The organism is Desulfosarcina variabilis str. Montpellier (genome assembly GCF_048565275.1).
In the GTDB taxonomy this organism is placed as follows: domain Bacteria; phylum Desulfobacterota; class Desulfobacteria; order Desulfobacterales; family Desulfosarcinaceae; genus Desulfosarcina; species Desulfosarcina variabilis.
This window is the reverse complement of record NZ_CP159846.1, coordinates 4,151,066-4,177,108: the sequence shown is the minus strand read 5'-3', so window position 1 is coordinate 4,177,108 and position 26,043 is coordinate 4,151,066. Positions and strand designations below refer to the sequence as shown.

The 26,043-nt window shown below is 53.6% G+C and carries 22 protein-coding genes; 7 read left to right on the top strand and 15 right to left on the bottom strand.

Annotation, left to right across the window (positions count from 1 at the left end; all coding sequences use genetic code 11):
• The first annotated feature begins 141 nt into the window (after positions 1-141).
• Complete coding sequence (locus Dvar_RS18855; protein ID WP_419663371.1) at positions 142-3,177, top strand: DNA polymerase III subunit alpha; 3,036 nt, start codon at positions 142-144, stop codon at positions 3,175-3,177.
• 161 nt (positions 3,178-3,338) lie between these two features.
• Here the strand turns inward: Dvar_RS18855 and Dvar_RS18850 are convergent, their stop codons facing one another.
• The 13 genes from Dvar_RS18850 to Dvar_RS18790 all read right to left on the bottom strand — a co-directional run bounded on the left by Dvar_RS18850 (position 3,339) and on the right by Dvar_RS18790 (position 17,885).
• Complete coding sequence (locus Dvar_RS18850; RefSeq protein ID WP_419663369.1) at positions 3,339-5,672, bottom strand: hypothetical protein; 2,334 nt, start codon at positions 5,670-5,672, stop codon at positions 3,339-3,341.
• A 9-nt stretch (positions 5,673-5,681) separates the two neighbouring features.
• Positions 5,682-6,413 carry a tyrosine-protein phosphatase gene (locus tag Dvar_RS18845; RefSeq protein ID WP_419663368.1) on the bottom strand — a complete coding sequence of 244 codons (732 nt, stop codon included), beginning with the start codon at positions 6,411-6,413 and terminating at the stop codon, positions 5,682-5,684.
• Between the two features lie 27 nt (positions 6,414-6,440).
• The gene (locus Dvar_RS18840; RefSeq protein WP_419663366.1) at positions 6,441-8,645 is read right to left on the bottom strand and encodes a GumC family protein; all 2,205 of its coding nucleotides are present in this window, start codon (positions 8,643-8,645) and stop codon (positions 6,441-6,443) included.
• 94 nt (positions 8,646-8,739) lie between these two features.
• Entirely contained in the window at positions 8,740-9,534 is a 795-nt protein-coding gene (locus tag Dvar_RS18835; RefSeq protein ID WP_419663364.1) for an SLBB domain-containing protein, read from the bottom strand.
• A gap of 93 nt (positions 9,535-9,627) precedes the next feature.
• Positions 9,628-10,863 (bottom strand): outer membrane beta-barrel protein, encoded by a 1,236-nt coding sequence (locus Dvar_RS18830; protein WP_419663362.1) that lies wholly within the window; start codon positions 10,861-10,863, stop codon positions 9,628-9,630.
• A 749-nt stretch (positions 10,864-11,612) separates the two neighbouring features.
• Positions 11,613-13,403: an ABC transporter ATP-binding protein gene (locus Dvar_RS18825; RefSeq protein ID WP_419663360.1), complete on the bottom strand. Its 1,791-nt coding sequence runs from the start codon at positions 13,401-13,403 to the stop codon at positions 11,613-11,615.
• Between the two features lie 38 nt (positions 13,404-13,441).
• Complete coding sequence (locus tag Dvar_RS18820) at positions 13,442-14,155, bottom strand: PEP-CTERM sorting domain-containing protein (protein WP_419663358.1); 714 nt, start codon at positions 14,153-14,155, stop codon at positions 13,442-13,444.
• Positions 14,156-14,221: 66 nt separating this feature from the next.
• Positions 14,222-14,380 carry a hypothetical protein gene (locus tag Dvar_RS18815; RefSeq protein WP_419663357.1) on the bottom strand — a complete coding sequence of 53 codons (159 nt, stop codon included), beginning with the start codon at positions 14,378-14,380 and terminating at the stop codon, positions 14,222-14,224.
• Between the two features lie 24 nt (positions 14,381-14,404).
• A complete protein-coding gene (locus tag Dvar_RS18810) occupies positions 14,405-15,505 on the bottom strand; it encodes a radical SAM protein (protein WP_419663356.1) in 1,101 nt (366 codons plus the stop codon).
• Between the two features lie 135 nt (positions 15,506-15,640).
• Positions 15,641-16,123 carry a S24/S26 family peptidase gene (locus Dvar_RS18805; RefSeq protein ID WP_419663354.1) on the bottom strand — a complete coding sequence of 161 codons (483 nt, stop codon included), beginning with the start codon at positions 16,121-16,123 and terminating at the stop codon, positions 15,641-15,643.
• Positions 16,116-16,427 carry a PqqD family protein gene (locus Dvar_RS18800; RefSeq protein ID WP_419663352.1) on the bottom strand — a complete coding sequence of 104 codons (312 nt, stop codon included), beginning with the start codon at positions 16,425-16,427 and terminating at the stop codon, positions 16,116-16,118. Before Dvar_RS18800 ends, Dvar_RS18805 begins: the two co-directional genes overlap by 8 nt.
• A 23-nt stretch (positions 16,428-16,450) precedes the next feature.
• The gene (locus Dvar_RS18795; protein ID WP_419663350.1) at positions 16,451-16,681 is read right to left on the bottom strand and encodes a hypothetical protein; all 231 of its coding nucleotides are present in this window, start codon (positions 16,679-16,681) and stop codon (positions 16,451-16,453) included.
• Positions 16,682-17,006: 325 nt separating this feature from the next.
• Positions 17,007-17,885: a hypothetical protein gene (locus tag Dvar_RS18790; RefSeq protein ID WP_419663348.1), complete on the bottom strand. Its 879-nt coding sequence runs from the start codon at positions 17,883-17,885 to the stop codon at positions 17,007-17,009.
• Positions 17,886-18,338: 453 nt separating this feature from the next.
• Here Dvar_RS18790 and Dvar_RS18785 point away from each other — a divergent pair, with 453 nt between their 5' ends.
• Positions 18,339-18,590 (top strand): type II toxin-antitoxin system Phd/YefM family antitoxin, encoded by a 252-nt coding sequence (locus Dvar_RS18785; protein WP_419663347.1) that lies wholly within the window; start codon positions 18,339-18,341, stop codon positions 18,588-18,590.
• Positions 18,587-18,868 (top strand): Txe/YoeB family addiction module toxin, encoded by a 282-nt coding sequence (locus Dvar_RS18780; protein ID WP_419663345.1) that lies wholly within the window; start codon positions 18,587-18,589, stop codon positions 18,866-18,868. Before Dvar_RS18785 ends, Dvar_RS18780 begins: the two co-directional genes overlap by 4 nt.
• 191 nt (positions 18,869-19,059) lie before the next feature.
• On the opposite strand, the gene Dvar_RS18775 is transcribed toward Dvar_RS18780, so the two are convergent.
• Positions 19,060-20,379, bottom strand: coding sequence for a nucleotidyltransferase family protein (locus tag Dvar_RS18775; RefSeq protein ID WP_419663344.1), 1,320 nt, complete (start codon positions 20,377-20,379; stop codon positions 19,060-19,062).
• A gap of 464 nt (positions 20,380-20,843) precedes the next feature.
• On the opposite strand from Dvar_RS18775, the gene Dvar_RS18770 reads away from it, so the two are divergent.
• Complete coding sequence (locus Dvar_RS18770) at positions 20,844-21,194, top strand: helix-turn-helix domain-containing protein (protein ID WP_419663342.1); 351 nt, start codon at positions 20,844-20,846, stop codon at positions 21,192-21,194.
• Between the two features lie 354 nt (positions 21,195-21,548).
• On the opposite strand, the gene Dvar_RS18765 is transcribed toward Dvar_RS18770, so the two are convergent.
• A complete protein-coding gene (locus tag Dvar_RS18765; RefSeq protein ID WP_419663343.1) occupies positions 21,549-23,912 on the bottom strand; it encodes a sugar transferase in 2,364 nt (787 codons plus the stop codon).
• Positions 23,913-24,344: 432 nt separating this feature from the next.
• Here Dvar_RS18765 and Dvar_RS18760 point away from each other — a divergent pair, with 432 nt between their 5' ends.
• The 3 genes from Dvar_RS18760 to vapC all read left to right on the top strand — a co-directional run bounded on the left by Dvar_RS18760 (position 24,345) and on the right by vapC (position 25,881).
• Entirely contained in the window at positions 24,345-24,695 is a 351-nt protein-coding gene (locus Dvar_RS18760; protein WP_419663342.1) for a helix-turn-helix domain-containing protein, read from the top strand.
• Positions 24,696-25,237: 542 nt separating this feature from the next.
• Positions 25,238-25,462, top strand: a complete 225-nt coding sequence (locus Dvar_RS18755; RefSeq protein ID WP_419663340.1) for a hypothetical protein — start codon at positions 25,238-25,240, stop codon at positions 25,460-25,462.
• Positions 25,462-25,881, top strand: coding sequence for a type II toxin-antitoxin system tRNA(fMet)-specific endonuclease VapC (gene vapC, locus Dvar_RS18750; RefSeq protein ID WP_419663338.1), 420 nt, complete (start codon positions 25,462-25,464; stop codon positions 25,879-25,881). The genes Dvar_RS18755 and vapC overlap by 1 nt, the downstream gene beginning before the upstream one ends.
• The last annotated feature ends 162 nt before the right edge of the window (positions 25,882-26,043 follow it).

The following is a 26,043-nucleotide window of genomic DNA, read 5'->3' as shown; positions in this document are numbered from 1 at the left end:
GACGATGGATGACCGTGAGGCGTCAGCACGTCAGGCGCAAAATATGTTTCGTACCCCTGCCCTTGTCGTATTCGTCCTTCGTGCTTCGTCCCTCGTCCCCTCATCTCTCGCCCCTCGTCCCTCGTCCGTCATCCTGCAACCATGATTCCCCTCACCCTCCGCTCCCACTATTCTCTCATGTGGGGCACCGACTCGCCGGCGGCCATCTGCCGGGCGGCCAGGCAAATGGGCTACAACCGGCTGGCCCTGACCGACACGGACAACCTCTACGGCCTGTGGCCGTTTCTGTATGCCTGCCGGGAGGAAGGACTCACCCCCATCGTAGGGGCCGAAATCACCGATCCCAAGGCCAGCCGACGGGCTGTCTGCCTGGTCAAGAATGCCGACGGTTATGCCAACCTGTGCCGTTTGATCACCCGGCGTCACCAGGACCCGGCCTTTGACCTGACGGCCGGCCTGCCGCCCCTGGCAGATGGTCTGCAAGTCCTCACCGGTCATAGCGATCTGCTGGCCGCCTGGCACCGGGCCGGCATCCAGCCCATGGCCGCCCTGCCGCGCCGGGCGCCCTCGCCCTTCCATCCCCTGGTACGAACGGCCCGTCAATTAAGTCTGCCGCTGGTGGCCACACCCGGCAATTTTTTTCTGCACCCGGACGGATACAACGTCCACCGATTGCTACGGGCCATCGCCGGCAACACGGCCCTTTCCCGGCTGTCCTCCGGCGACACAGCCCCGGTCGATGCCTGGCTGGCCCCGCCGCAAGCATACCAAAGGCGGTTTGCCACCATGCCGGAAGCACTGGACCAGACCCATCGTCTGGCCGGCGAGCTGACCTTCAGCGGCCCTGAGTTCGGGCTGGTCATGCCGCCCTGGGAAGATGCAAGCGGCCGCAGCGCCGACGATTGCCTGCGCCGGGCCGCCGTTGCCGGTGCCCGCAGGCGATACGGACCGGAACTGGGCGAAGCCGTGGTCGATCGGCTGGAGCACGAGTTGGCCACGATCGCCCGCATGGGATTTTCAGCCTATTTCCTGGTGGTCAAAAAGATTGTCGCCCAAAGCCCGCGCACCTGCGGTCGGGGGTCGGCTGCCGCCTCACTGGTGGCGTATTGCCTGGGCATCACCAATGTCTGTCCGGTCAAGCACAACCTTTACTTCGGCCGTTTTCTCAATCCCGGACGCAGTGATCCGCCGGACATTGACGTGGATTTTGCCTGGAATGAACGCGATGCGGTTATCGACGGTGTGCTGGATCGGTTCGCCGGCCGCGCGGCCATGGTGGCCAGCCACATCCTGTTCCAGCCGCGCATGGCCTTGCGGGAAACCGCCAAAGTATTCGGCATGCCCGAAGCCGAGATCGGAAAGATTACCCGGCGGCTGCCCTGGTTCTGGCGTCAGGGAGAACTGGATGCCGGCCTGATAGGCAACCTGCGCCAGCGCCCGGAAACCCGCCACCTGGATTTCGCCCAGCCCTGGCCCCAAATCATGGCCCTGGCCCAGCGGATCATCGGTATCCCGCGTTACCTGTCCGTGCATCCCGGCGGGGTGGTGATCACACCAAGGGCCATCGACCGCTACGTGCCCATCGAAAACGCGCCCAAGGGCGTCCCGGTCATGCAGTGGGACAAGGACGGCGCCGAAGATGCCGGCCTGGTAAAAATCGATCTTCTGGGCAACCGCAGCCTGGGCGTGATCCGTGACACCCTTTCCGGTATGCGGGCCAACGGCATCGCCTTTGACGAGGCCCACTGGACGCCCGAAGATGATCCGGACACCCGCCGAACGGTAGCGCGCGGGAAGACCATGGGCTGCTTTTACATTGAAAGCCCGGCCATGCGCCTGTTGCACCAGAAAGCCGGCAACGGCGACTTCGAGCACCTGGTAATCCACTCCTCCATCATCCGCCCGGCCGCCAACACGTATATCCAGGCATACCTCAAACGCCTGCACGGCGCCCCGTGGGATCCCATCCATCCCCTTTTAGCCGACGTACTGGACGAAACTTTCGGTATCATGGTCTACCAGGAAGATGTCTCCCGGGCTGCCGTGGCCCTGGCCGGATTCTCCGACGCCGAGGCCGACGGCTTGCGTAAAATCATCGCCAAAAAAGATCGGCAGCGGCAACTGGACGATTACCACGACCGGTTCATGGCTGGTGCCGCCGCCCGGGACGTGTCGGCGGCGCAGGCCACCGCGGTGTGGCAGATGATGATGAGCTTTTCCGGCTACTCGTTTTGCAAACCCCACAGCGCCTCCTACGCCCGGGTCTCCTTCCAGGCTGCCTTTCTTAAAACCCATTTCCCGGCGGAATTCATGGCCGGGGTGATCAGCAACCAGGGCGGATTTTACAGTACCTTCGCCTATGTCTCCGAGGCCCGGCGTCTGGGACTGGTTATCGATCCGCCGGACATCAATGTCAGCCAGATCCAGTGGGAGGGCAAGGAACAGCGCCTGCGGGTGGGGCTGATGGCTGTGGGCGGGCTGAGCAATACCACCTGCAAGGCCATCATCGCCTGCCGGCAGACCGGTCCGTTCACGACCATGACTGATTTTCTGAAACGGGTCTGCCCCGACCATGACGAGGCCCGGGCCCTGATCCACTGCGGTGCCCTGGACAGCCTGGATACGGATCAGTCCCGCACACGCCTGCAGTGGGCCCTGGCCCGCTGGCAGGCGCATCAAAAGCAAATTCAGGGCCAGGCCGATCTTTTCTCCTTTCGGCCGGTCCCGGCAAGCCATCCCCCCGCCCCTGTTTTTCCGCCCGAAGACCCCATGGCTCGCCTGCGCCGGGAGTATGCGGTACTGGGTTTTTTATGCCACCAGCATCCCATCACCCTGTTCAGTAAGGCCATCGGTCATCGGCACACGGTCAAGGCCAATCAACTGGCCCGGCGGAAAGGCCAGCGGGTAAGCTTTGCCGGCTGGCTGGTCACCGGCAAGGTGGTCCACACCCGCAACAAAGATCCCATGCAATTTCTCACTTTCGAGGATGACACCGGTATCGTGGAAACCACGTTTTTTCCCGACGCCTACCGACGTTTCTGCCATATACTGGACCGCCATCGGCCCTACCTGCTCTCCGGCATCGTGGATGAAAACTGGACGGTGGTGACACTGACGGTGGATGGAGTGGAGAGAATCGGAAGGTTGGGGGGAGGATCGGTGATGGGTGATGGGTAATGGGTAATGGGTGATGGGTGATGGGTGATGGGTGATGGGTGATGGGTGATGGGTGATGGGTGATGGGTGATGGGGGTGAACAGAGCCTTAAGCTGGTGAGCTATTGAGTTGGTGAGGTAATAAAAAATGACCGCCTAACAGCTTACCAACTCACCAACGCCTCAACTGCCCGCCAATCGATCGATGGCGGCCTTGATCTGAAAGCTTTTGGGGTTGATGATCAAGGCTTGGCGATATTCTTCTTCGGCCCGGTAGGTGATCCCCTGGTGTTCATAGGCGTTGGCCAGGGCCAGGCGCAGCGTAACGTTTTGGGGCAGGATGTCGACGCCCTGCTGTAATACCTGCAGCGCTTCAAGCCAGCGGTTCTGGCTCACATAAAAACGATGCGCCTGAACAAATGGGTCGGCAGTGGGCCGTTTGGCCCCTGCTTCGGCTGCCACCGCTTTTCGATAATAAAATATTGCCAGATCGGTGTTACCGCGTGCCACCAGATGTTCAGCAAAAGCCAGGCAGGGACCGGCCAGATCCGGAATACCCGCTCGCATGACATTATCGGAAAGGCCCCAGGCTGCCATGTCATGGATGAGCCAGCTGACGTCTGTCGGTGAACGGGTAATGGCTTCACGCATCTTTTGCATGGCTTCATCCGTGCGGTTATTCTTCACCAGCCACTTCGCATAAGCCTGATACCCCCTTGGGCGTTGCCGGGCAAAACGGATAGCGGATAGCATCATCTGCTCGGCCATTTCCAATTGACCGGTCTGTCCCAAAAAGGAACCATACGCCGTTAGAACATCGCTGGATATGGGGAAAAACCGCAACGCCTTGAAGTAGTAATGCTCGGCCAAGCTATCATCTTTGTCATGTTCGGCCATGCGGGCAAGCATTAATGGATAGCGGCTTTCCAAGGGATCCCAACCGGCGGCAGCGTCAAGATGCGCCTTGATAGCCATCTTTCGCTCTTGGAGAATTGGGTGCTCGGATAGGACCCGGGGCGCCACGGCTCGAAAGTGTCTATCGGCGGCAATGATACTGACGACATTCAACAGGCAAAGGGCGAAGACACCGACTGCGAGCAGCAAAAACGGCCTGAAATCGGTAACGGATATTTTTTCCAACGTGCTTGTGCTCGCCTGGTGCGGTACCTGAAGCCGTGTGTGTGCCGCCGAAACCAGCAAACTGAACAAAAAGAAAAAGTAAAGCCCATTCACGCCAATCGGCGGCCCCATGTCCAACAGACTGAAGGTGCCGATGCCCACCACGCCGGCGGTGGCGCCCAGGTATAGAAAACGACAGGTCTTGTCCCGGCGCTGCCGGAAGGCCGCGTAGGTTGAACGTATCACGCTGACCATGAACCACACCATAAGCATCACGGCAATCGGCCCGCCGGTGGCTACCAAGGCAAGGTAATCGTTGTACGCAAATTTGTTGTTCAGCGTCCCGGAAAATGTTTGATAGGCGGGATAAATATCGCCAAATGTACCGATCCCGGTTCCGGTAACCGGGAAATCACCAACGATCTTCAAGCTGTCGCGCCAGATAAGCGATTGCCGATCTTGCAAACAGCCTTGTTCATCGACAATCGGTTCCCCCCCATACCATCCCGCGAGCATGAAAAACAGCCCTGTGCCGACCGCCAACGCCAGCGGCATGATCCGCTGACGCATGCCGTTTCTCATGCACAACAGCTTGCCCAGCAGGCCCATGGAAAGGCATCCGGCAATCATTCCCGGCCACGAACGAGTCAGTAAAATGGCCGTCCAGGTCAGCCCGGCGGCCAGGCCCAAAAGGGCATCGGTACGGCGCCAGGGGGCTTTTATCATTTCGGTGAACGACCTTAGCCATGTCTGGTATCGGATGGGCGGTCGGCCAATAAAATACAGGGCGCAAATCACCGGCAGCATCATAATCAGCAGGCCGGTCATATGGCTATGGTGGACCCAAGGCCCAAAAAGACCGGTGGCGCCTGCACTTTCTATCCATGGCAGCAACCCGTTATCGTTGAATCGGCCGACAATGGTAAATAAAGCCAGCAGCGCGATGAAAACAGTTGATGTGACCAGCACGATTTTCAAGTATCGTTTGTTGGCCAACAGCTGAACGGAAACCACGTAAAATGCGATATATGCGCATTGTCGAAGCAGTTCGGACTGGCTGGCCCGGGTACTTAAACTCAGTGGGATCCACGCCATTGGCTGAACGAGTCCCAAGGTCTGCTGGTGGAACTGATAGTTCATAGGCGAAATCAGCGCCACCATGGCGGTGGGCAATGGAATCAGTTGAAACAATCCATAGGCGGCGAATAAAAGTAGCGGCAACAAACCGGGCACACGAACCAACGGAGCACCGTGCCGATGACGGTTGAGCATCAGCAGGCACAGGGCTGTAAAAGAAACGATTTCAAACATGGACAGAGACCAGAACTGAACCCTGCCCAAGGCTGGCGGCGAGAAAACCAGCAAAAAAAGATATAGATAAAAGACGGTTGAAGTCATGGTTGAATATCAAATCGGTGGTGCCAAGGGTTTCTCATCCAGCACGGCCTGGGGGTTGTGGCGGACCAAACGGCCGGCGGCCGACTCGCCGACAATACGCGCGGCAGCGTCAAGGGCCTTGGACAGCATTGGCCGCCGATGATCAGAGGCGTGCGCATCCGAAGCCAGGAAACTGACCCAACCGGTTTTCAGCAGATATTTGGCGCATGCCTGGGCATACCCGCCAAATGCGCCCAGCAGGCTACCACCAGTGATCTGGACCAAGGCACCGGACCGAATCAGGTCGGTAAGCCGGCTGGGTTTTTCAATAACGGCGGGATTTCTTTCCGGATGGGCAATGATGGGAATCAGGCCGGCCATGACCAGACCGAAAACGGTTTGGTGGGCATCGGCCGGCAAATCCATGGGGGGCGGTTCGATCAGCACATACCGCCCGCCATTGATGGTGAAGCGCTGGCAGAGTGCCGGTGGCATTCCCAAAGGGACCTCTCCACCGGCCACCACCCGAAGCTGGATACCGAGCTGCTCCAGTCGGTGGTGCAACGCCGCCAGCCCTTTTTTGATGCGGGTACTAAAGGCGCACACCGTTGCCTGCCCCGCCAAGGCACAAGGCACATGGGGCGTACACACAATGGTATGCAGACCATCAGCCACAGCGCACCGGGCCATGGCCAACGTCTCGGCCAACGTCGTGGGCCCATCATCCAATCGGGGGAGTAAATGACAGTGCAGATCAATCATCACATCGCCGGCCGAAGGCGTCTTGGGCTAATCCGGGTCCTGGGTATAGTAATCATAACGATAGTAATGGTAGTAATGTGATGCAGCATTGCTAAAATTGAAATCATTGATCACCAACCCGGGCAACGGCGCATTTACATCCTTCAGCCGTTCCAGCCCCTTGTTGACAACTTCGTAAGGGGTTGCCGAAGAGCGGATGACAACCAGGGTGGATGTCAGCAGACGGCTGAGAATCAATGCATCGGTAACGGTCATGATAGGCGCCGAATCAAAAATCACAAATTCGAATTTCTCCTGGGCGGCCTTAATCAAACGCGGCAGTTTCTCCGAAGTAAGCAATTCGGATGGATTGGGAGGAAAGGGACCGGCCGTGAGAATGGTCAGCGTTTCAAGCGGTCCTTTTTGAAAGATCGACGATTCCGAGGCGCCGGCCAGATAAGTACTCAACCCGCGCGAATTATCCAGGGAAAAAACGTTGTGGATGCGCGGCTTGCGCAGATCACCATCGACAAGCAAAACATGCTTGCCGGTCATGGCAAAAGAAATGGCCAGATTAACGGCCGAGGTGGTCTTGCCTTCCTCCGGCAGCATGCTGGTTACGAGAATCCCTTTGGGTGGCGCATCGGCCGAGGAAAGCATAATCGCCGTGCGCAACGTTTTAAAGCTCTCGGCGTAATTTGACCGTTCCGCTGAAAGCAGGATCTTCTCGATATCTCCCTCTTTCGGCTCCAGTCGGGGCACCGTGCCCAAAACCGGCAGACCGAAACGTTCCTGGGCATCGTCCGGTGATTTCACCGTGTTGTCCAGGTATTCGATAAAAAAGGCCAGGCCGATCCCCCCCATGGTCCCCAGTAACAGGCCGAGCAGGAGACTGCGTTTTTTGTTCGGGGACACCGGCACCTCGGGTGTGGGCGCTTCCTCCACCACCCAAACGTCGGTGGTTTGAGCGCGATCCGTCACCCGCTGCTCACTGATTTTTTTTACCAGCGCATCGTAGAGCTGACGGCCGTTTTCCACTTTGCGCTTCAAGTGCTCGTACTGAGTGAAGTGCTCGTTGATGTTCATGGTCGAGCTTTTTGTGCTGGCCAGCAATTGGGCCATGTCCGCTTCATTTTTTTGGGCCAGTTCATACTGGATTTTGACCGTATCGATCACATGCCGGATCTCGCGTTCCTGTTTTGCCTGAAGCGACTCCAGCTCGGCCTGGGTTCGTTTCATCACCGGGTGTTTGGGGCCGTATTTTTTCGTTAATTCGCTGATTTTCTGTTCGGTGGCAAGCATCTGGGTACGAATCGACTGAACCGTCGGGTTGTCGGCTACCACCGGGATGGTCAGGGCTGCTTCCGGCCGATCATTCATTTGAATGACTTTCTGATAAACCGCCTCCAGTTGTTTGCGCTGGGTCTCCGCCTGGGTGAACTGGCTGGTCAGAGCAGAGAGTTTTTGAGGGGTAACGGCCAGCCGGTTCTCAATGGTAACGATATCCTTGTCTTTGATATACTGCTGCAACTCGGCCTCGGCCTGCTCGAGCTTGATGCGTTCCTCCTCGGCCTTGCCGGTCATCCATTCGATTTCATAACTCGCCGACTGCATGCGCATGTCAAGAATCTTCTCGATGTAGGCCTTGGATACGGCATTGGCAATCATGCGGGACAGGACCGGGTTGGGCGAGGTGTAGTTGACATTGACGACACGGCTCTCGGGCACCGGTGAAACACTGATGCCACCGCTGACCACCATGGCGAGCTCGTCCTCGCGTGTCAATCTCGACCCATTGTCACCGGCCATCATCGCAGTAGCCGTGCCGGTCTCCGAAGAAAACAGGCCGGCCACCATTTTACCCACACCGCGGATTAGGCTGTAAATGGCGCTTACCGGTGAAAAGCGATCTTTGGTGGTGGTAAAAAAAGCATCATAGCTTTGTTCCAGATTCAGCAGACGAACCACTTTGCGTCCCACCGCAGAGCTGGTGATGATCTGCGTCTGGGTTTCCAGAAAATCAGGGTCGTAGGCCACATAGCCGTAATTGCTCAAGGGGTTGGGTTCATTCTTTTCAATGAGCAATTTGGCTGAAGCCTGGTAAAGGGGCGTGGCTGTGAAGACATACAAGGCAACGATAACATTGGTGATAATAAAAAATGCAATGGCCACTTTTTTTCGTTTGCGAACCACCTGAATATAATCCCGCAGATTGATCTCTTTTTCCTCAATCGGTTCGTATTCATTGATCATGGCTGTCTCTTTTATGAGTGATGAGTCATGGGTGATGGGCGATGGATAATCGGCCTATGCTTATTCATCATCCCCCTTTCACCGTTCACGATATTTAGAAGAAACTCTCCGGCACAACAATCACATCATCCGGGAGTACCGGCGCATCCATCTTAACGGCATTAAACACTTTTTCCTGCCCCGCCTCCTTACGCACGATGCGAACTTTGCCGGGCGAGGCCTTGTCGCTGAACCCACCGGCAAGGGTAACGGCTTTGATAATCGTGGTGCCCTGCTCGTACTTGTACGCATCAGGCTTTTTGACTTCACCGCTTACATAGAACACCGGCGCTTTTTTGACGTAGATCCGGTCACCGTTTTGAATGGGAATATCCTTGGATAAATCGCCTTGTTCCACAAGCTTTTTAAGGTCGATCACGATCACATCCTGATCAAAACCATCACCGTTCTTCTGGCGTTTGACAATCGCCACGTCTCCGGCACTCTCAGTGAATCCGCCGGCGGTGGAAACCACTTCTAAAAAGGTGATGTGCCCCCGCAGCTCATGCAGGCCCGGATTTTTCACCGCCCCCAAAATGGTTGCCTTGCGACTCCTGAATTCCTTGATAAAAACGGCTACCTGAGGTTCAATCAGATAGCCGTCTGCATAAAGATCGCTGATTTTTTTGGTGGCCTCATAGACCTGTAGTCCGGCCACCTCGACCTGCCCGATCAGGGGCATCCGAATACTCCCTTGGGTACTTACCCGCGCCGTGGTGGCCAGATCGTCGTTGTCATAGACCGTAATCGTCAACACATCACCCTGACCGATGACATAATCCTGTGCACTCGCGATGCCTGCCAGAAAGATCAGGGTAACGACCGTTGTTATCCAGCTTACCTTTTTCATTTGGCTCATAACCTTTTTTCTATCGTTATCCGTTGATAGGTAATGCGCACACCCTGTCTGATCATCATTGACCGTTCACCCATCACCCATCCCTCAAATTGCGCCGGTCAACCGAACCACAATCTGATTCTTGGTGTAATTCCAGTAGTCAATGTTGGCCTCACGCTTTTCATAACAATACTCGAGCCCAATGGATAGCCAGCCATTAAGAGCGTACTTGACTGCCGGAATCACTGCATAGGTATCGTAGTCCAGGTCATCATAATAGCCGGCACTGGCTGCATCTGCTCTCCCTTCATAAGCCTCATTTTCATATTCAAGATCAAGGGATGCCTGGATACGCGCGGTCATCTTCTGCAGGTAACCCAGATGAATAAAATGCGTCAGGACACTGTCGTAGCTGTAGATCGAACTTTCATTCTGGCGCCTGTAAGCATTGACCCGAATGGAAGTCTTGGGCGTAAAATGATGGTCGATCAGGACTTCGTAAATCAGCCGATCCTCTGCCGACAGGCTGCCGTCATCGTAATCCCGCCGGCCCATACCGATCTTGATCTGTCCCCGGGATTTGGCCGTGATGTTCCACCACAGGCCTCCGTAGTAACGCCAATCAGTGGAATCTTTCTGGTAGGAATACTGTGTGTCGTATCCCAGATCCGTGTACACAACCTGGGCAAGCAAGGCAGTCTTGGACAGCAAGCGGAAGTACACAGACGTTGCCAGGCTGTTGTCCGTCCGGTTCCGATTGTCGCTCTCGGCGGAATCATAATCGACCATGAAGTGCCTGTAATTGCCGCGCAGTGACAGTTTTGAGGACAAATCGTAATCAGCGGCCATTCCCAGAAGGTTGTACTGGTAGTCGTCCCGGACACTCCGCCGCCCGCTGTTGTAGTCCTCGTAACCGTTAATATAACGGTCATAGGCCTCCAGGGTCAACTTGCTGCGCACGCGATAGCGGACCAAACCATTTGCCGAATGGGTGGTGGTGTTCTCGTCTGAATGGTCATGGTAGAACTCCATCTCCGGAGAATAGGACAGGTAGGCCTGGAATTGCCGGTTCTCAGGGTCGGCCAGGCGATCAAAGGTCAAGCCGCCGGGAGACGTGGTGGCGGTCGAGATCGCCAACAGATCCTCCTTGGTGCCCGGCAGGGAAAGGCGAATACCAGGGGTGACATGGGTTACAAAGTCACTGTCCGTATCATCAGAGGTATAAAAAAGATTATCGGTCCACCGCTCCGCCACGGACAGATAACCGTGAATATACCCGCCTCGTTTCCCGAATATCTCACCACCAATGGAAGGCGGCGCCCCATCATCGGTTTCATCCATTGCGGCAACCGGCCACACAGGAGCAATAATCAAAAAAAAGACAACCCAAATGGTGCAAAACGATTTTAAAAGCATTGATTTCTTTTTCTTTTCCGGAATTCGCGATTAGCTTTCAGCAAGTTGACAGTTGGTGATAGAGCGAGACGCGCGGGAAATGCGGGAAACGCGAGAAATAGTTGACGGTTGGCGTAAGGCGTAAGGCGTAAGGCGTAAGGCGTGAGGCGTGAGGCGTGAGGCGTGAGGGCAGATAGCCGATCCTGCTACCTTGTTCAACAGCCTTTTTTTTTGTCGTCCTCCCGCTCTCCGACCTCCGACCTCCGAAACCCACACCCACTCTTTTCTCTGTTCTCCGATCACGGATCACTGATCACCGATCACCATCTTTTCCCTCTCCCGCCCTAACGCCCTCTCGACTGCCGGCTGTCAGACCTCTCCCTCTCTCTGTTAACCGAGTACTGATCACCGATCACCATCTTTCCGCTCTCTCACTCTCTCACTCTCTCACTCTCTCACTCTCTCACTCTCTCACTCTCTCACTCTCTCACTCTCTCACTCTCTCACTCTCTCACTCTCTCACTCTCTCACTCTCTCACTCTCTCACTCTCTCACTCTCCCACTCTCCCACTCTCCCACTCTCCCACTCTCCCACTCTCTGACTCTCTGACTCTCTGACCTCTGACCTCCGACCTCTAACCTCTAACCTCTGACTCCAGCTACATTCTCCATTCTCCATTCTCCATTATCAATTCTCAATCCCTGTCCGCCTGTGTACAAACCATCTCCGCATACCGTCCTTCAAGCGCCATCAGCTGTTCATGGGATCCGCTTTCGACGATGCAGCCGTTTTCCAAAACCAGGATCCTGTCGGCCAGACGCACGGTGGAAAAACGATGGCTGATGATCAGTGCCGATCGGCCGTCGAGCAACTCGCGAAACGCCTGAAACAGGGCGTACTCACTTTTCACGTCCAATGCGGATGTTGGCTCATCCAGGACAACGATGTCGGCATCGCGGTAAAATGCCCGCGCCAGGGCCAGTTTCTGCCACTGCCCGACACTCAATTCCCGGCCATTGTCGAACAGTTTTCCCAGTACCGTGTCGTAGCCCAAAGGCAAGGCGTCGATGGTTTTGGCCACACCGGCCTTGGTTGCCGCCTTTTTGATCGCTTCTGTGCCCGCCGCTAGCGCTGTATTTCCAAATTGAATATTGTCCCGGGCAGTGAGTTGGTATTGGATAAAGTCTTGAAAGATCACACTGAATCGCCGACGGTAGTCGACAGGATCAAATCCGCGAATGTCCTGGCCATCAAGCGTAATGCTGCCCGAGTTGGGATCATAAAGACGGCAGAGCAGTTTCACAAGGGTTGTCTTGCCGGTACCATTATCTCCCACCAGGGCCACCACTTCTCCTGGCGCCAGCGTGAAGCTGATATCTTTTAGAACCACCTGTTCGCCTGCCGGGTATCGAAAATTCAAATGCTCGACAGTCAGGCCCGCCTGAACAGGCGTGGGAACCGGCAAGGGGTTAAGAGGCGTATCAATGGCTGGTGCCAGCGTCATGAATCGGAAAAACTGAGTTAGAAAAAGCTGATTCTCATACAAATCAGACAGCCCGCCCAATAGCTGCCCCAGGAAACCGGCGCCTTTCTGAAATGCCTGGACAAACATCACCATGGCGCCGATGGTGATGGCCCCGCTGACGGTACGGACACAAACCCAGGCCATCAGACTGAAAAGAACAGCCGTTGATATGGCCCGAGCGCCAGCCTCGGCCAAGCTGCGTTTTTGGGACAGTATCAGGGACTCGCTACGCAACAGATGCCGCAATTGTCTGAAGCGATCGGCAAACCGGGGCCCCAGATTGAACAGGCGAATCTCTTCGGCATGGGTTTCGCCGGTGAGCATCCAGTTATAGTAGCGGGCCTGTCTTTCCTCGCGGTTTCGGCGCTGCTGCCAAGCGTAGTGCTGGCCGGCAAAATGGTAGCGGACGGCCACGGCAGGCAGGGCCGCGCCGCAAAGCATCACCGGCAGGATGGGATGAAAGGTGACCAGCAGCCCGCTAATGGCCAACAGGGAAATGGCCCCTTGGATCACTCCGACCAGCCCGTTAACGATCTGGGTGGGCCGATAGGGACCCTCTGCCTGCGCACGATGCAAGGTATCGAAGTAAGCCGGATTTTCGTAATAGGCGAGATCAAGCAGAATGGATTGCTGGTGAATCCGGTCAAACACGTGGTCAGCCACGACAGCAGCCTGAGCCTTGCTCACGTGATCGCCAACCTGGCGGCCGATATCGACCGCCAAGGCAACGCAAGCGGCCAGAACGAGCAGGGTGCCAAGATTGCCCCATTGTAACTGGCCCGACCCTGCGACCATGGCCGCGGTGGTATCCACAATTCGCTTTAACAAATAAAGTGCCGCCAGGGGCAGCAGTCCCTGGACAATCACCAGCACCGCATTGGCCAGGCACCAACCTGGACCGGCCTGCCAGACAAAGCGACCGGCCCGGTCCAGGCGCAGGCATGCACGCAAGGCTTTCATTGTTTAGTCTATTGATAAAGAACGTCGCGGGTTATAATTTAGACGTGACGGCGTTTTCTCACGCCGGCCATGCAAACCAGTCCCGATCCCAGCAGCAGGATCGTGGTCGGCAGCGGAACTTGCGCGGTGACCAAGAAATTGTCATTGGCGCAGTATTCGTTATACCCAACGACAAATTCATCCCCCAATCGAATCGCCTCTTCAGTAAAGCTCAATGAAAGCAGAAGTTCGCTACCATCGCTGTTGATGCCCCACATAATCGTTTCCCACAGATCATTATCGACAAGGATTGAGTCGGTGTCGATGCCGTTGGGATGTCCGATACGCTGTCCATCTTCTTCAGCATAGGTATACGACCAGCTTTGCCAGGTCAGGTCATATCCGCTGACAGCAGGGAAGAGACTTCCACTATTGCCAATATCAAAATAGTAGTCCCAGTTATCATACTGTTCCGTGGATTGCCATTGGCAGTTGATAAAAAGGGAATTGTAATCCCCCTGGTTGGACAGCCCAAATCCGTAGTCAGCATCAAAATTAACGGTGATTGTTTCCAGGTAACCGGAGTCGTCTGTGACCACGGTCAAACTCAAGATATCCGGGTTACCGTATATATCCTCACCATTGAGATCCGTCTCGTATCCAGGCCATTCTGTGTAAACGTCATCAAACGTATAGGTTGCAGCATTTACTGCGCCGCCAGCTGCCCATAACAGCACGGCTGCGCTGGCAACCATCAAAAAAAAGCGCCTCATCGCTTTTCCTCCTCCTTCTTTCTCAGTGTCTGTTTCCAATCATCTCTGCCTGTTCTTACCATCGGTTCAACTGCTGCCCAGCCCGTCACACCGTCCATTCAATGAATTACAGGAAATAAACGGACACGCATTTGTATTGGCGGTTTTACACACGGCCAGCACATTTTCTTCCAGTTTACCTCGAACCAAAACGATCAGTTCTGGTCTCTTCCACGGTTTTTTCATTGGGTATCACCTCCATTCAATTAATTAAAGATTGTCCACTTTTCCCGCTCGCGCTTTTGCCTCCTGGCAAAAACGATCGACGGGGCCGGTGAATCGACCAGTCTCAAGATAAGTCAGTGCGGGACATTGCTGACATAACGGTAAAAACTTGCAATGGCTGCAGACAGCGCCATTATCGGAATCAATGCGACGCACTAGTGGAACTAAATTTTCCCAAAAATACTCGAGCGTATGCCGTCTAAGATCTGTTGTGGCAACCGGCGCAACCAGAGAAGAACACAAGCGAGCCTGTCCGTCGCTCCCAATCGTGCACTCATTTAGCCCGCATCCGCATTGAAACAATCCGTTTCGCGGTTCACCCGGTATAGGCCAGCACGTTCGCTGTCCGTTATCGGGTGGAAAGGCATGATTACTACTCAGCAACGCAATGGTCCGAGGCTCCAGTCGCTCAGCTTTTATTTGTGAATTTCTTAAGGAGTTCCCATCATAGCGTAAATGGAGCTGCATATCAAACCGAAATGGAGCATAGCTGTATTTTTGGCAAAACTTTTCGATCTGAGGAAATTCGACCAGGTTGGATTTCATGACCACGCTTTTTAAATTCGGCTTCAATCCAGCATCCCAAAGCCGTTTGAGGCCGGCTTGAAATCTTGCAAACGATCCTGGTTGCCGAGTCACCCGTTCATACCCGGCCTGTGTTACGCCATAAACCGATATCTCAAGGTTGCGCGGCGGGTACTGCCGCCATAGATCGACATGGGCATCGGAAATCAAAGTGGCATTGGTAAACACCGACACCAACAATCCGCGTTGTTTCAATCCGCGATAAATCCGTTCGAAATCATCCCGAAGCAGGGGTTCACCACCGGTCAGCAAACACCACAGGCACCCCATGCGCACGGCCTGATCGGCGATATCCAATATCTCTCGTGCACTCAGCTCGGCATCCTGAGCCGCTTTGTCATTGGCTGGCCGGTTGATGTAGCAATGCCGGCAGTTGTTGTTGCACCGAGCGGTAAGTTCTATATTCAACGTCAACAGTTTCCGGACCAGCCGTTCGGGCCGGCTCCATAACCTGAAATGGGGAAATGAAATTTGTTTGAGTGGTTGGGCTTGGGGGGGCATGGCGGTGATCGGTGATCGGTAGACGGTTTATGAAAGAGCGAGACGCGCGGGAGATGCGGGAAACGCGAGAAATCGCTGACGGTTGAAGGCCGTAATCTTTTTTCTTGCGAGGCGCAAGGTCCTTTAGGGCGCTTTTTATCGTATGAGCAGTCGGTGGATTCGGCAGGCGACGGGCGAAAGCAACCCTATCCGGCTGAGCCAGGCAATACAGCGGCGCTCGGGGCCGAGGCCAAGTCGCAAACGGCATCCATCCCGTTCAACAGCAATTACTTTTCCGGCGACATGCTCGACTGAGAACACGCCATCGGCAGCGGCCTGCATATCCGCCTTGATCATCAATCTGTCGGATCCTATTTTCCTGACAATCCGGTGAAGGATCAGTTTTTTTGAACCCGGATGGATCAAGGCAACAACATCTCCGGCAGCCAGATCATGGCTATCTGCGGGTGAGACGGTTACCCTATCGCCATCCATGATAAAGGGGTGCATGCTGGGCCCACGAACACGGAAACGAATGGATTTTCCCTGACGGGTCAACATCTGCAGAACACCGGCGAGCATACTGCTGGTCATGCTCAGTTCCAGCCGGGCATTGACCGATGCCCGGGTATCAGCCAACCGTAACCGCCACCAGCATGCCCTGGGCGACCAACGTGTCAACCAGTGCAGCAACATCTTCACGGATGCGTTGAATCGGCGCATCATATTGTTCTGACAGGGATGCTACCAGTTCTCCAAATGCAACCCGTCCGTCGATTCGGCGCCATATCTCCCGCCCGGTTTCATTGAGGGTGTAAAGGGCATCTTCCATGTCGCCAACACCGCCGGTGATCGGGACGATAATCATTTCGCCTTCTATTTCTCGGGCGACGACCTGGTCGCTGATGGCATAAACGGTCCCTTCATCGGGTATGGTTTTCATAAGTTACGTCCTTGTTTTTTCCTTTACGGTATCGTGGTTCGTGAGATTGTAAGGTGGAGCGAGACGCGCGGGAAATGCGGGAAACGCGAGAAATGGTTGACGGTTGACAGTTGACGGTTGACGGTTGACGGTTGACGGTTGACGGTTGACGGTTGACGGTTGACGGTTGACGGTTGACGGTTGACGGTTGACGGTTGACGGTTGACGGTTGACGGTTGACGGTTGACGGTTGACGGTTGACGGTTGACGGACAAATGACCGATCTTTCTCCCTTATTCAATAGTCTTTTTTACGTCCGTGGCTCTCCCCGCTGACCTCTGACCTCCGACTCCCGCTCTCCCGCTCTCCCGCTCTCCCACTCTCCCGCTCTCCCACTCTCCCGCTCTCCGACCACCGACTCTTTCTCTGCTCACCGATGACAGATCACCGATCACCATCTTTCCGCCCCTGTTCACCCATCACGGATCACCCTTCACTGTTCACCAATATCGTCCCTCATCCCAGCGAAGCGGTCGTCCATCGTCCATCTATCTGGTCCGTCCTCCGACCTCACGCCCTCTGCTCCCAGCTTCAACCTTCTTACTCCAACAACTCAAGCAACCCATCACCTTGACGATCAAAATAAAGATCGTAAAAAGCCACCGCTTTGACCAGACGGGCAACAAAATCCAGACTCTTCTCCCACCAATCATTGGTCACCAGGGGTTTGACCAGACAAGCCAGCAGCCGCGGGAAAGCGGTTTTCAGATCCTGAATTCTGACCAGGTGATTGTGATCATCCTGGTTGAGAAAAAAGATCCCCGCCAGCGGTGCCGATGCACCGGAGACATCGGGCAGATCGCCATGGCTCCAGGTTCCGTAAAGCCGGAAATGCCCATTCAGGCACCGGATGATGTTCCGGTCGTCACACAGAATCTCGCCGCTGTTGCCGAGCAATGCGGCTATGGTGGATTTTCCGGCATCACTGTGACCGACGAATAAATAGCCTTTACCGTTCAGGATCACGGCTGATGAGTGCACCATGCACCCATCCCGGTCAGCCATTAGCCGGGCCAGCAGGATCTGGTCCGTGGGAAAAAGGGTCAGGGAGCCCAGATCACCAGCCAGGAACATCTGCCGGCGCAAGGCATCGTTGTAGATCACGCCCCGGTTATGATCATGACTGAAACGGGCCTGACGCTGAAATACGCCATCATCCTGCAACGCCGAGGTCCATGTGTAGTGGAACCCATCGGCCGTGGCATCGATGCGCCAGGGAGAGCGTTCGTATATCGTTCGGCCAGGAAGCCATGCACAATCATCCGGCGACCCGAAGCAGTGATGCAGACAAACCATCGCCTCGTCGGCTTCATCTACTGCAAACGCGCGGAACTTGGGATGAAAGGTTTGCTCATGCATGGGCAGATCCGCAGTCACCTGGATGGTCATGCCCCCGATTTGAAATATCTTTCGATTCATTTTTTTGAATGGCGTTAGGCGTTAGGCGTTAGGCGTTAGGCGTTAGGCGTTAGGGCAGATAACCGATCCTTCTCCCTTGTTCAACAGCCTTTTTTTGTAATCCGTGAGTCGTAAGAGCGAAAGTCGGAAGGCGAAAAAAAGGAGTCATCCTTAATTTGCCCTCATTTATAACGAACTGCTCTCACGCTCTCACGCCCTAACGCCCTCTCGCCTTACAATTTTCCGACCTCCGACCTCCCGCCTTACGATCTGACGATCTGACGGTCTCTCAGTATATGCAATCTTCTTTGCCACGGACAAAACGCAATATCAGTGGCTAATCTTTTTCACGCCTGTGTCTGTGCGTGTGGGTCCGTGGCTGATTTAAAAAAATATCCCTTCACCGCTCACGGCCCCCTTGACAAACGGTACCGCAAAACAGTACTGTTTCTACAAACCCTTGAGGAGGGGACCATGATCGAGACAACAGCCAATGAATTCAGGAAAACACTGAAGCAAAAAGTGGATGCCTGCATTAGCAATCATGAAGTTCTGAAAGTCAAACGCAAAAATGGTGGTGATTTTGTCGTTCTTGCTGAAAGCGATTGGCGAGCCATAGAAGAGACGCTGTATCTGAACCGCATCCCGGGTCTGGCAGAAAGCATCCACAAAGCCGACAAAGAACCGCTGGATGAGGGCACACCGCTGGGTGAGATCGACTGGTGAATTGGTCCGTCATTTTATCCAAGCACGCTGTCAAGGATATCAAGAGGCTGAAACGCGCCGGGCTTTCCGACTCGGCCAGGCAATTGCTTGAGCTGCTGGCCGAGAATCCATTCGCCACACCGCCACGCTACGAAAAGTTGGTCGGTAATCTCCAGGGATTTTACTCCCGTAGGATTAATATTCAGCATCGGCTCGTCTATTCTGTCGACGTTGAACGACATGTGGTGCATGTCCTGCGCATGTGGTCACACTATGAGTGCGTTAGGCGGAATCCGTAATTCGTGAGCGCGGTAGGCGGAAGGCGAAAAAAGACGGAAAATCCTTAATTTGCAACGAACCGCTCTCCGGCCCTCTCGCCCTCCCGCCCTCTCAACTGCCGGCTGTTAGCCCACTCCCGTCTTCCGACTTCACGGACGTTAGATCTCTGATCTCTGATCCCTGATCTCCGACCTCTGACCTCTGACCTCAATTATCTCCCCATTCCCCAAAAATACTTCATTCCCAACCGCAAAGGTCTGAGGATAACATGCAAGAAGCTCAATTTGCCGGCCAGCGTAAATTTTCGCCAATCCTCAGCAGTTGTTCCAAATAGAACATTACGCACGTAGCGTATTTTTTCCGACCATCGCTCCCGAACCCTGAAATGCAGGGAAGAAAATTTAAAGGGCATCGAATTGATTTTTCCAGGATGGACACTACCGAGCAGATCTTTTTTGATTTCATCGGCCAGTTGCCTGGCAACAGGATCATCATATAGCATCTTTGAAACGTTTATCGGCAAGGGGACATCAAAGAGATCACCGGCCAACGAAAACGCTAAATGCATAATCCGCTGACAACGCCATTGTTGAGCGATTCGAGTCACCTCAGCCCAATCCATCGAAAGTTGATGCCTGCTAATCAGCCCGGCAATCGTGGCCAAAGATTCGACATACGGCCACCCCTCACGCATCCCATGCAGGCATTGATATACCAGGATGGTTTCCATCCGGGGTTGGGAAACCGTTTGCCCACCCAAATCTAAACCAATCAATTCATCTTTGAACTGTTCCACGGTCAGGGGGACAAAGGAATAATTGGCGCTCATTTCCCAATGCAAATCAATGCTCAGTTGCTGAATTGGATTATAAAGGGCCAGTCCGTTCTTCTTGGAAACATAAGCGTTGAACTGCACAGCATTCAGCTCAACTTCGGGTTGGTATCCACCGGCTTTTAAAAAATCTACGGTTTCAACGGCATCAGATCTGGCAACAAGAACGTCCAGGTCACCGATCGGTCTGAGGGTGGGTTCGCCGTATGCCAAAGCCGACAGTGTTGGCCCCTTAAAAGGTACAGCGAGAATACCCTTTTCAGCCAACTGGTTGAGAATCGTTAGCAGATAGGTTGTCGTGCGCAGGCTGTAGCGCAAGTGCAGAAAATAGCGTTTTTCCAGGTCTTTCAGTGCCGGATGCGCCGGCATAGCGTCCGGGAAAGCCTTTTTTAGGCTTTGAAACAACAAATAGGGCGTTTTGTGGGCAATGGCCATATTGACCAGGCGTGTCCAGTTGATCGGCTCGCTTGCGATTGCGCGAATCGCCTCGCACGTTTGCCGATCCAGCGGACGTCTCGCTGCCAGCAGCAAAAGCTGCATTTCTTTTTTAATGGCGTTTGGGAATTTTTTGGTCATTGTTGGTTGGATATAGATGATGATAGAGCGAGACGCGCGGGAAATGCGGGAAACGCGAGAAATCGCTGACGGTTGACGGTTGACGGTTGACGGTTGACGGTTGACGGGCGGATAACCGGTCATTCGCCCTTATTCAACAGGCTTTTTTTACGTCTGTGTCTTTCCCGTGTGGGTCCGCGGCTAATTCTTATTTTTTGCCACAGACACACACAGGCTCACACGGACAAAATGAAGCGCCGGTAGCGAATATTATTTTACGTCCGTGTCTTTCCCGTGTGGGTCTGTGGCTTATTTTTATTACCCTGCCAAACCTGCAAATCTTTATGTGTTTTTATTCCTTCACCCATAACAGATCACTCATAACCCATCACTATTCGCCCTCTGACCTCTGACCTCCGACCTCTGACTTCTGACTTCTGAAACCTCTCCCACTCTCCGACCTCCGATCACCCTCTAATCCAAAAACAAAAGTTTAGCATAGCCGAAGCTACCTACCATTTTTTAGGCATTGACGATATCGCCTTAAAAGACATAATTTAGCGATGTATCTATCAATCCCAGGGGGGATGTCTATAAAAGGTGAATTTATGGAATACCAAACCATTAAAGAAAAAGGTAAAGTTAAATTTGTAGTTCTACCGGTAAAAGACTTTGAATCTCTGATGGACCGACTCGAGGATGAATCCGATTTACGGTCTGTCCGCGAAGCTCGGGAGGAATCGCTTTACGATCAGAAAGAAGCGGAAGAATACATCTTCATGAATCCCGTTAAACGTGAACGCCTCGATCGCGGCTGGACTCAACAGGATCTGGCAGAACGTTTAGGTGTTAAACAATCGACTGTGGCAAAATGGGAAAAGGACGGCGCTGTGTATCGAAAAAGCACAAGACATAAACTGGCAGAGGTATTTGGAATAAAGGAATCCGCTTTTTTATAAGTTTGACTCTGGAATATGGGTAGATTATTTGCCACAGAATACACAGACGCACACGGACAAAATGAATCGCCGGTAGCGAATATTTTTTTTCGTCCGTGGCTCTCCCCGCTGAAATCTGACCTCCGCTCTCCGCCCTCCGCCCTCTGCTCTCTGCCCTCTGCCCTCTGCCCTCTGACCTCTGACCTCCGACCTCCGACCTCGACCTCCGACCTCCGACCTCCGACCTCCGACTCTCGCCCTAACGCTCTCTCGACTACCGGCTGTTAGCCATCTCCCCATCTCACGCTCTCACGCCCTAACGCCCCCTGCTCCCACCTCAATTCTCAATTATCAATTTTCCATTCTCCATTCTATTCACCCACTCCGAGCCCCATGAACCAGAATATTAACCGAGGACCGCCACATGTAGCTGAGCTGCGTGCGCATCGGCGAGTGCAGGTAAGCCTGAAGATAACGGTATTCAGACTCGATGATCTCGTCCAGGGTCTTGGGCATGTCGGCATAAAACGGCGGGATCAGACCCGGAAGCACCTGGATTCTCATTTGGCGGACCTCATCGGTGTAAAGGCTCAGATAGTGGCGGCTCAGGGGCCGGACGCCGAAAACCTTGAGATCGCCTTTCAGCCAGTTGTAAAGCATGGGCAGTTCATCCAGCCAAAGTGCGCGCATGAATTTGCCCCACCCGGTGATCCTGAAATCGTCCTTGAATTTTCCCCCCTCCTGAAGGCTGTTGGTGGCGTAAATGTACTCCTGCAAAAATTCCGAATAGGGAAACATGGTCCGGAATTTATACACGTTGATCATCTCGCCGTTAAAACCGATGCGTTTGAGCTGCACCAGGGGGCCATATGTGGGATTGGTCTGGTAAGCGGGGATGCGCACCTTCCGGGCGATGAAATAAAGCCGGTTGTCGATTTCCATGCTGTCCAGCACCTTGAACCCGCAAAAATAGAGCCGACCGAAAATTTCAGCCTTGGAGACCATGCGGTTGCGGCCCTGGGTGATGGTAAAGTACAGTTTTTTGAGCACCGGCAGCTTGGGAAAGACGCGGCACCAGATAAAATTGATCCCGTAAAAAAGGTTGGCCAGCAAAGCCGGGTATTTTTCAACGTAGTGTTTGCGGTGGGTGGCCACCGTATGGACCTTGCCGATAAACACGCCCTGATTTTTAAGCTTGCGGTGAACCTCTAGAAAATAGCGGTTGAACCAGCGCACATCATTGGTTTTATGCAGGTTGACCAGCAGGTTGTAACTGTTGTTGGCCAAGGGATGGAGCGCGTCGATCGCATCGGTTTTCATCAGGGCCGTTGCACTGCGATCGATTTTCGACAGGTCGATGGCACCTTCGATAAACGCGTAAAGCCGGGGATCGAAAAACTCCAGAGCGTATTTCAGTTTGGTTTCCACCGGATCGGACAACAGTGCGTCCTGCCGGTCGGCGGGAAGGTCGAATCCGTTTTCCTTGGCAGTCAGGGTCTGCGTGACTTCATCGGCGGTTTCAATGTCGTTTCCGATGCGACCTCGTCTGCGGTACAGCCAGAACAGGTAAAAGGTGACTGTCTCCATTGCCAGCAGGGCCGCGGGCGTGCCGAAAATCTGCAAACGCGAGTAGTAATGCCAGCGGCCGAAAAAGATGATGACCGCCATGCCCGCACCCATGATCAACACCGCGCGCACGCAGTGGTTGAACACCGTTGTAAATGAAGCATTGTATGTGGCGAAATTAAACTTGCGGCTGTAGAGCATGCTGAAGGCCCACATGGCAACCATCATCATCAGGGCCAGATCATAACGCGGTTGAAATATCAGGCTGCCCCGCTTCAGATAGTTTAAAAGCAGGAAAGCGATGAATAACAACAGCGCGTCAACAATCACCATCCCGGTGGAATACTTCCCGCTGACCTCGGCCGTTGACAGGCTTGCGCCCGCCGGCCGCGCGGACGGCCTTTTTCTGACCTTTTGGACGATGCCCAGGGCAAGTATTTCGAGCATGAAATACACGGCGCAGGTGCCGAACACCTGCAGCCGCGATACCGCAGACAATGTTTCGGAAACCAGCACACTGAAAGACACCGCATACAGCAGCAACACATTGGCCTTGACGATCATGGCGAGGCCATGCCGCCAGGAACGGGTCAGGATATGACGGTATTTTTCCGTTGCCACGCTGATGCAAAGCCAAGCCAGATAAAACACCCCGAACAGCACCAGGTAGCGCGGCGGAACCATGAAAACCTGCCGCTTTAAAAATTGCATGCCCAGAATCGCAGTGGTCAGCAGCAGGAAGTCGACAAACAATGGAATAAGGAAGATGCGGGCAATTTTAAGCTTGTCCATCACAATGGACGGAATCTGACGCCCTTTTTTAACGCCCGTGGTAAAATTACTCAAAAAGAAGTTGAGCTGGTCCTTGTGCGCATCGTTCATCTCACCAAACTGCAGGCCGCAGCGATGGCAGATCTGCCCCTTGGTACACATGGATAAATCAATGCCGTTGTGGACCACTTTGCAGGGCAGGCCTTCCATTTGAAATTCAGCCTGCTTCAGCTGGATATCCACATGCTTGAAATCATTTTCTTCCTTTTTGTCCGCCAGATAGGCAATGGACAATCCGCAAGGACTGATATCAGAAATTTTTCCGATACGAACCGCTTCACCTTTCAGCATGGCAACGCAGTCACTGCTAACCGCAAGTCGCGTGTGTTTTCTTATTTCCATGGGGGCTCAGTAGTAGGTGATGGGTTATGGGTTATGGGTAGAGCGAGACGCGCGGGAAATGCGGGAAATGGTTGAAGGTTGAAGGTTGAAGGTTGAAGGTTGAAGGTTGAAGGTTGAAGGGCAGATGACCGATCATTCTCCCTTGTTCAACAGCCTTTTTATTTCGTAACCCGTGAGTCGTAAGCGCGGAAGGCGGTAGGCGAAAAAAAGGAGTCATCCTTAATTTACCTTTATTTACAACGAACCGCTCTCCCACTCTCCGACTTCTGACTTCTGCCCCCTGACCTCCGATCACCCTCTAATCCAAAAACAAAAGTTTAGCATAGCCGAAGCTACCTACCATTTTTTAGGCATTGACGATATCGCCTTAAAAGACATAATTTAGCGATGTATCTATCAATCCCAGGGGGGATGTCTATAAAAGGTGAATTTATGGAATACCAAACCATTAAAGAAAAAGGTAAAGTTAAATTTGTAGTTCTACCGGTAAAAGACTTTGAATCTCTGATGGACCGACTCGAGGATGAATCCGATTTACGGTCTGTCCGCGAAGCTCGGGAGGAATCGCTTTACGATCAGAAAGAAGCGGAAGAATACATTTTCATGAATCCCGTTAAACGTGAACGCCTCGATCGCGGCTGGACTCAACAGGATCTGGCAGAACGTTTAGGTGTTAAACAATCGACTGTGGCAAAATGGGAAAAGGACGGCGCTGTGTATCGAAAAAGCACAAGACATAAACTGGCAGAGGTATTTGGAATAAAGGAATCCGCCTTTTTATAGGTTTGACTCTGAGCTCTGTTGCTGACCAATAAGTGATCGGTGATGATAGGGTTGTTTAGGCCGAAAGGTGTTTAGACTGAAGGGCGGGGAGACGTTTGAGCGAGACGCGCGGGAAATGCGGGAAACGCGAGAAATGGTTCACGGTCAACCAAAATCTGTCCCTCGTCCCTCATCAATCGTGCTTTTCCGTCCTCCCACCTCCATTCTCAATTTTCCATTCTCCATTATCAATCATCAATCGACCCCTGACCTCCGATCACCATCTTACCGCCTCTGTTCACCAATATCGTCCCTCATCCCAGCGAAGCGGTCGTCCATCGTCCATCTATCTGGTCCGTCCTCCGACCTCTGACCTCCGACCACCCACTCTCCCGCCTTCCGATTTCACGGACTATAGTCCTCTGCCCCTACTAATCTGCGCAACATTGTCAGGGCGCAGCGCTTAGTGAAGACCGATCTGCGGATTGAAATATGCAGCCTTGACTGACGCACCAAGAAATCCTATTCTTGGACAAATACAACAAATATATGCAGAGGAATATATGACTCAATTACATTGTTACGTCCCTGATCGAATCGCTGATTTGTTCAAGCAAAAAGCCAAAAAAGCGAATCTTTCCACATCAAAGTACTTGGCGTTGCTTGTCAAAAAGGAAACCGCCGGGCAGTGGCCGGATAATTATTTCGATCTGGTTGGATCATGGCAGGGGGAGCCCATCACGCGGCCTGAACCGTTGGATCCGGAACCGAGAATCGGACTCAAGTAGTGTACCTGTTAGATACCAATGTGTGCATCAACTTTCTGAATGGATCGTCAGCATCGGTCGAACAGCATTTCAGATCCCGATCACCGTCAGAAATTGCCGTTTGCAGCATCGTAAAAGCTGAACTGCTTTTCGGTGCCAGAAATAGTCAGCGGGTGGATGCAAACCTTCAAATTTTAAAAATGTTTTTTTCCCCTCTACAAAGCCTGCCGTTTGATGACCGCTGTGCGGATGAATATGGGCTCATCCGAGCCGACCTGACCGCCCAGGGCAAATTAATCGGACCCAATGATATGCTTATTGCAGCTGTTGCCCGTGCCTATGATGTAGTACTTGTAACGCACAATACAGGAGAGTTCAACCGCGTGACCGGTCTGCAGCTTGATGACTGGGAGACGGGGGAAACCGTTGTTAGGCGTTAGGCGTTAGGCGTTAGGCGTTAGGCGTTAGGCGTTAGGGCAGATGACCGATCCTTCTCCCTTGTTCAACAGCCTTTTTTGTAATCCGTGATTTGTAAGAGTGAAAGGCGGGAGGCGAAAAAAAAGGAGCCATCCTTAATCTTCATACATCCTAATTGTTACGAA

Bases quoted from the DNA above. Each gene is read 5' to 3' on its own strand.
- Dvar_RS18855 (WP_419663371.1), top strand. From the start codon at position 142: ATGATTCCCCTCACCCTCCGCTCCCACTATTCTCTCATGTGGGGCACC.
- Dvar_RS18850 (WP_419663369.1), bottom strand. From the start codon at position 5,672: ATGACTTCAACCGTCTTTTATCTATATCTTTTTTTGCTGGTTTTCTCG.
- Dvar_RS18845 (WP_419663368.1), bottom strand. From the start codon at position 6,413: ATGATTGATCTGCACTGTCATTTACTCCCCCGATTGGATGATGGGCCC.
- Dvar_RS18840 (WP_419663366.1), bottom strand. From the start codon at position 8,645: ATGATCAATGAATACGAACCGATTGAGGAAAAAGAGATCAATCTGCGG.
- Dvar_RS18835 (WP_419663364.1), bottom strand. From the start codon at position 9,534: ATGAAAAAGGTAAGCTGGATAACAACGGTCGTTACCCTGATCTTTCTG.
- Dvar_RS18830 (WP_419663362.1), bottom strand. From the start codon at position 10,863: ATGGATGAAACCGATGATGGGGCGCCGCCTTCCATTGGTGGTGAGATA.
- Dvar_RS18825 (WP_419663360.1), bottom strand. From the start codon at position 13,403: ATGAAAGCCTTGCGTGCATGCCTGCGCCTGGACCGGGCCGGTCGCTTT.
- Dvar_RS18820 (WP_419663358.1), bottom strand. From the start codon at position 14,155: ATGAGGCGCTTTTTTTTGATGGTTGCCAGCGCAGCCGTGCTGTTATGG.
- Dvar_RS18815 (WP_419663357.1), bottom strand. From the start codon at position 14,380: ATGAAAAAACCGTGGAAGAGACCAGAACTGATCGTTTTGGTTCGAGGT.
- Dvar_RS18810 (WP_419663356.1), bottom strand. From the start codon at position 15,505: ATGCCCCCCCAAGCCCAACCACTCAAACAAATTTCATTTCCCCATTTC.
- Dvar_RS18800 (WP_419663352.1), bottom strand. From the start codon at position 16,427: ATGAAAACCATACCCGATGAAGGGACCGTTTATGCCATCAGCGACCAG.
- Dvar_RS18790 (WP_419663348.1), bottom strand. From the start codon at position 17,885: ATGAATCGAAAGATATTTCAAATCGGGGGCATGACCATCCAGGTGACT.
- Dvar_RS18785 (WP_419663347.1), top strand. From the start codon at position 18,339: ATGATCGAGACAACAGCCAATGAATTCAGGAAAACACTGAAGCAAAAA.
- Dvar_RS18775 (WP_419663344.1), bottom strand. From the start codon at position 20,379: ATGACCGGTTATCCGCCCGTCAACCGTCAACCGTCAACCGTCAACCGT.
- Dvar_RS18770 (WP_419663342.1), top strand. From the start codon at position 20,844: ATGGAATACCAAACCATTAAAGAAAAAGGTAAAGTTAAATTTGTAGTT.
- Dvar_RS18765 (WP_419663343.1), bottom strand. From the start codon at position 23,912: ATGGAAATAAGAAAACACACGCGACTTGCGGTTAGCAGTGACTGCGTT.
- Dvar_RS18760 (WP_419663342.1), top strand. From the start codon at position 24,345: ATGGAATACCAAACCATTAAAGAAAAAGGTAAAGTTAAATTTGTAGTT.
- Dvar_RS18755 (WP_419663340.1), top strand. From the start codon at position 25,238: ATGACTCAATTACATTGTTACGTCCCTGATCGAATCGCTGATTTGTTC.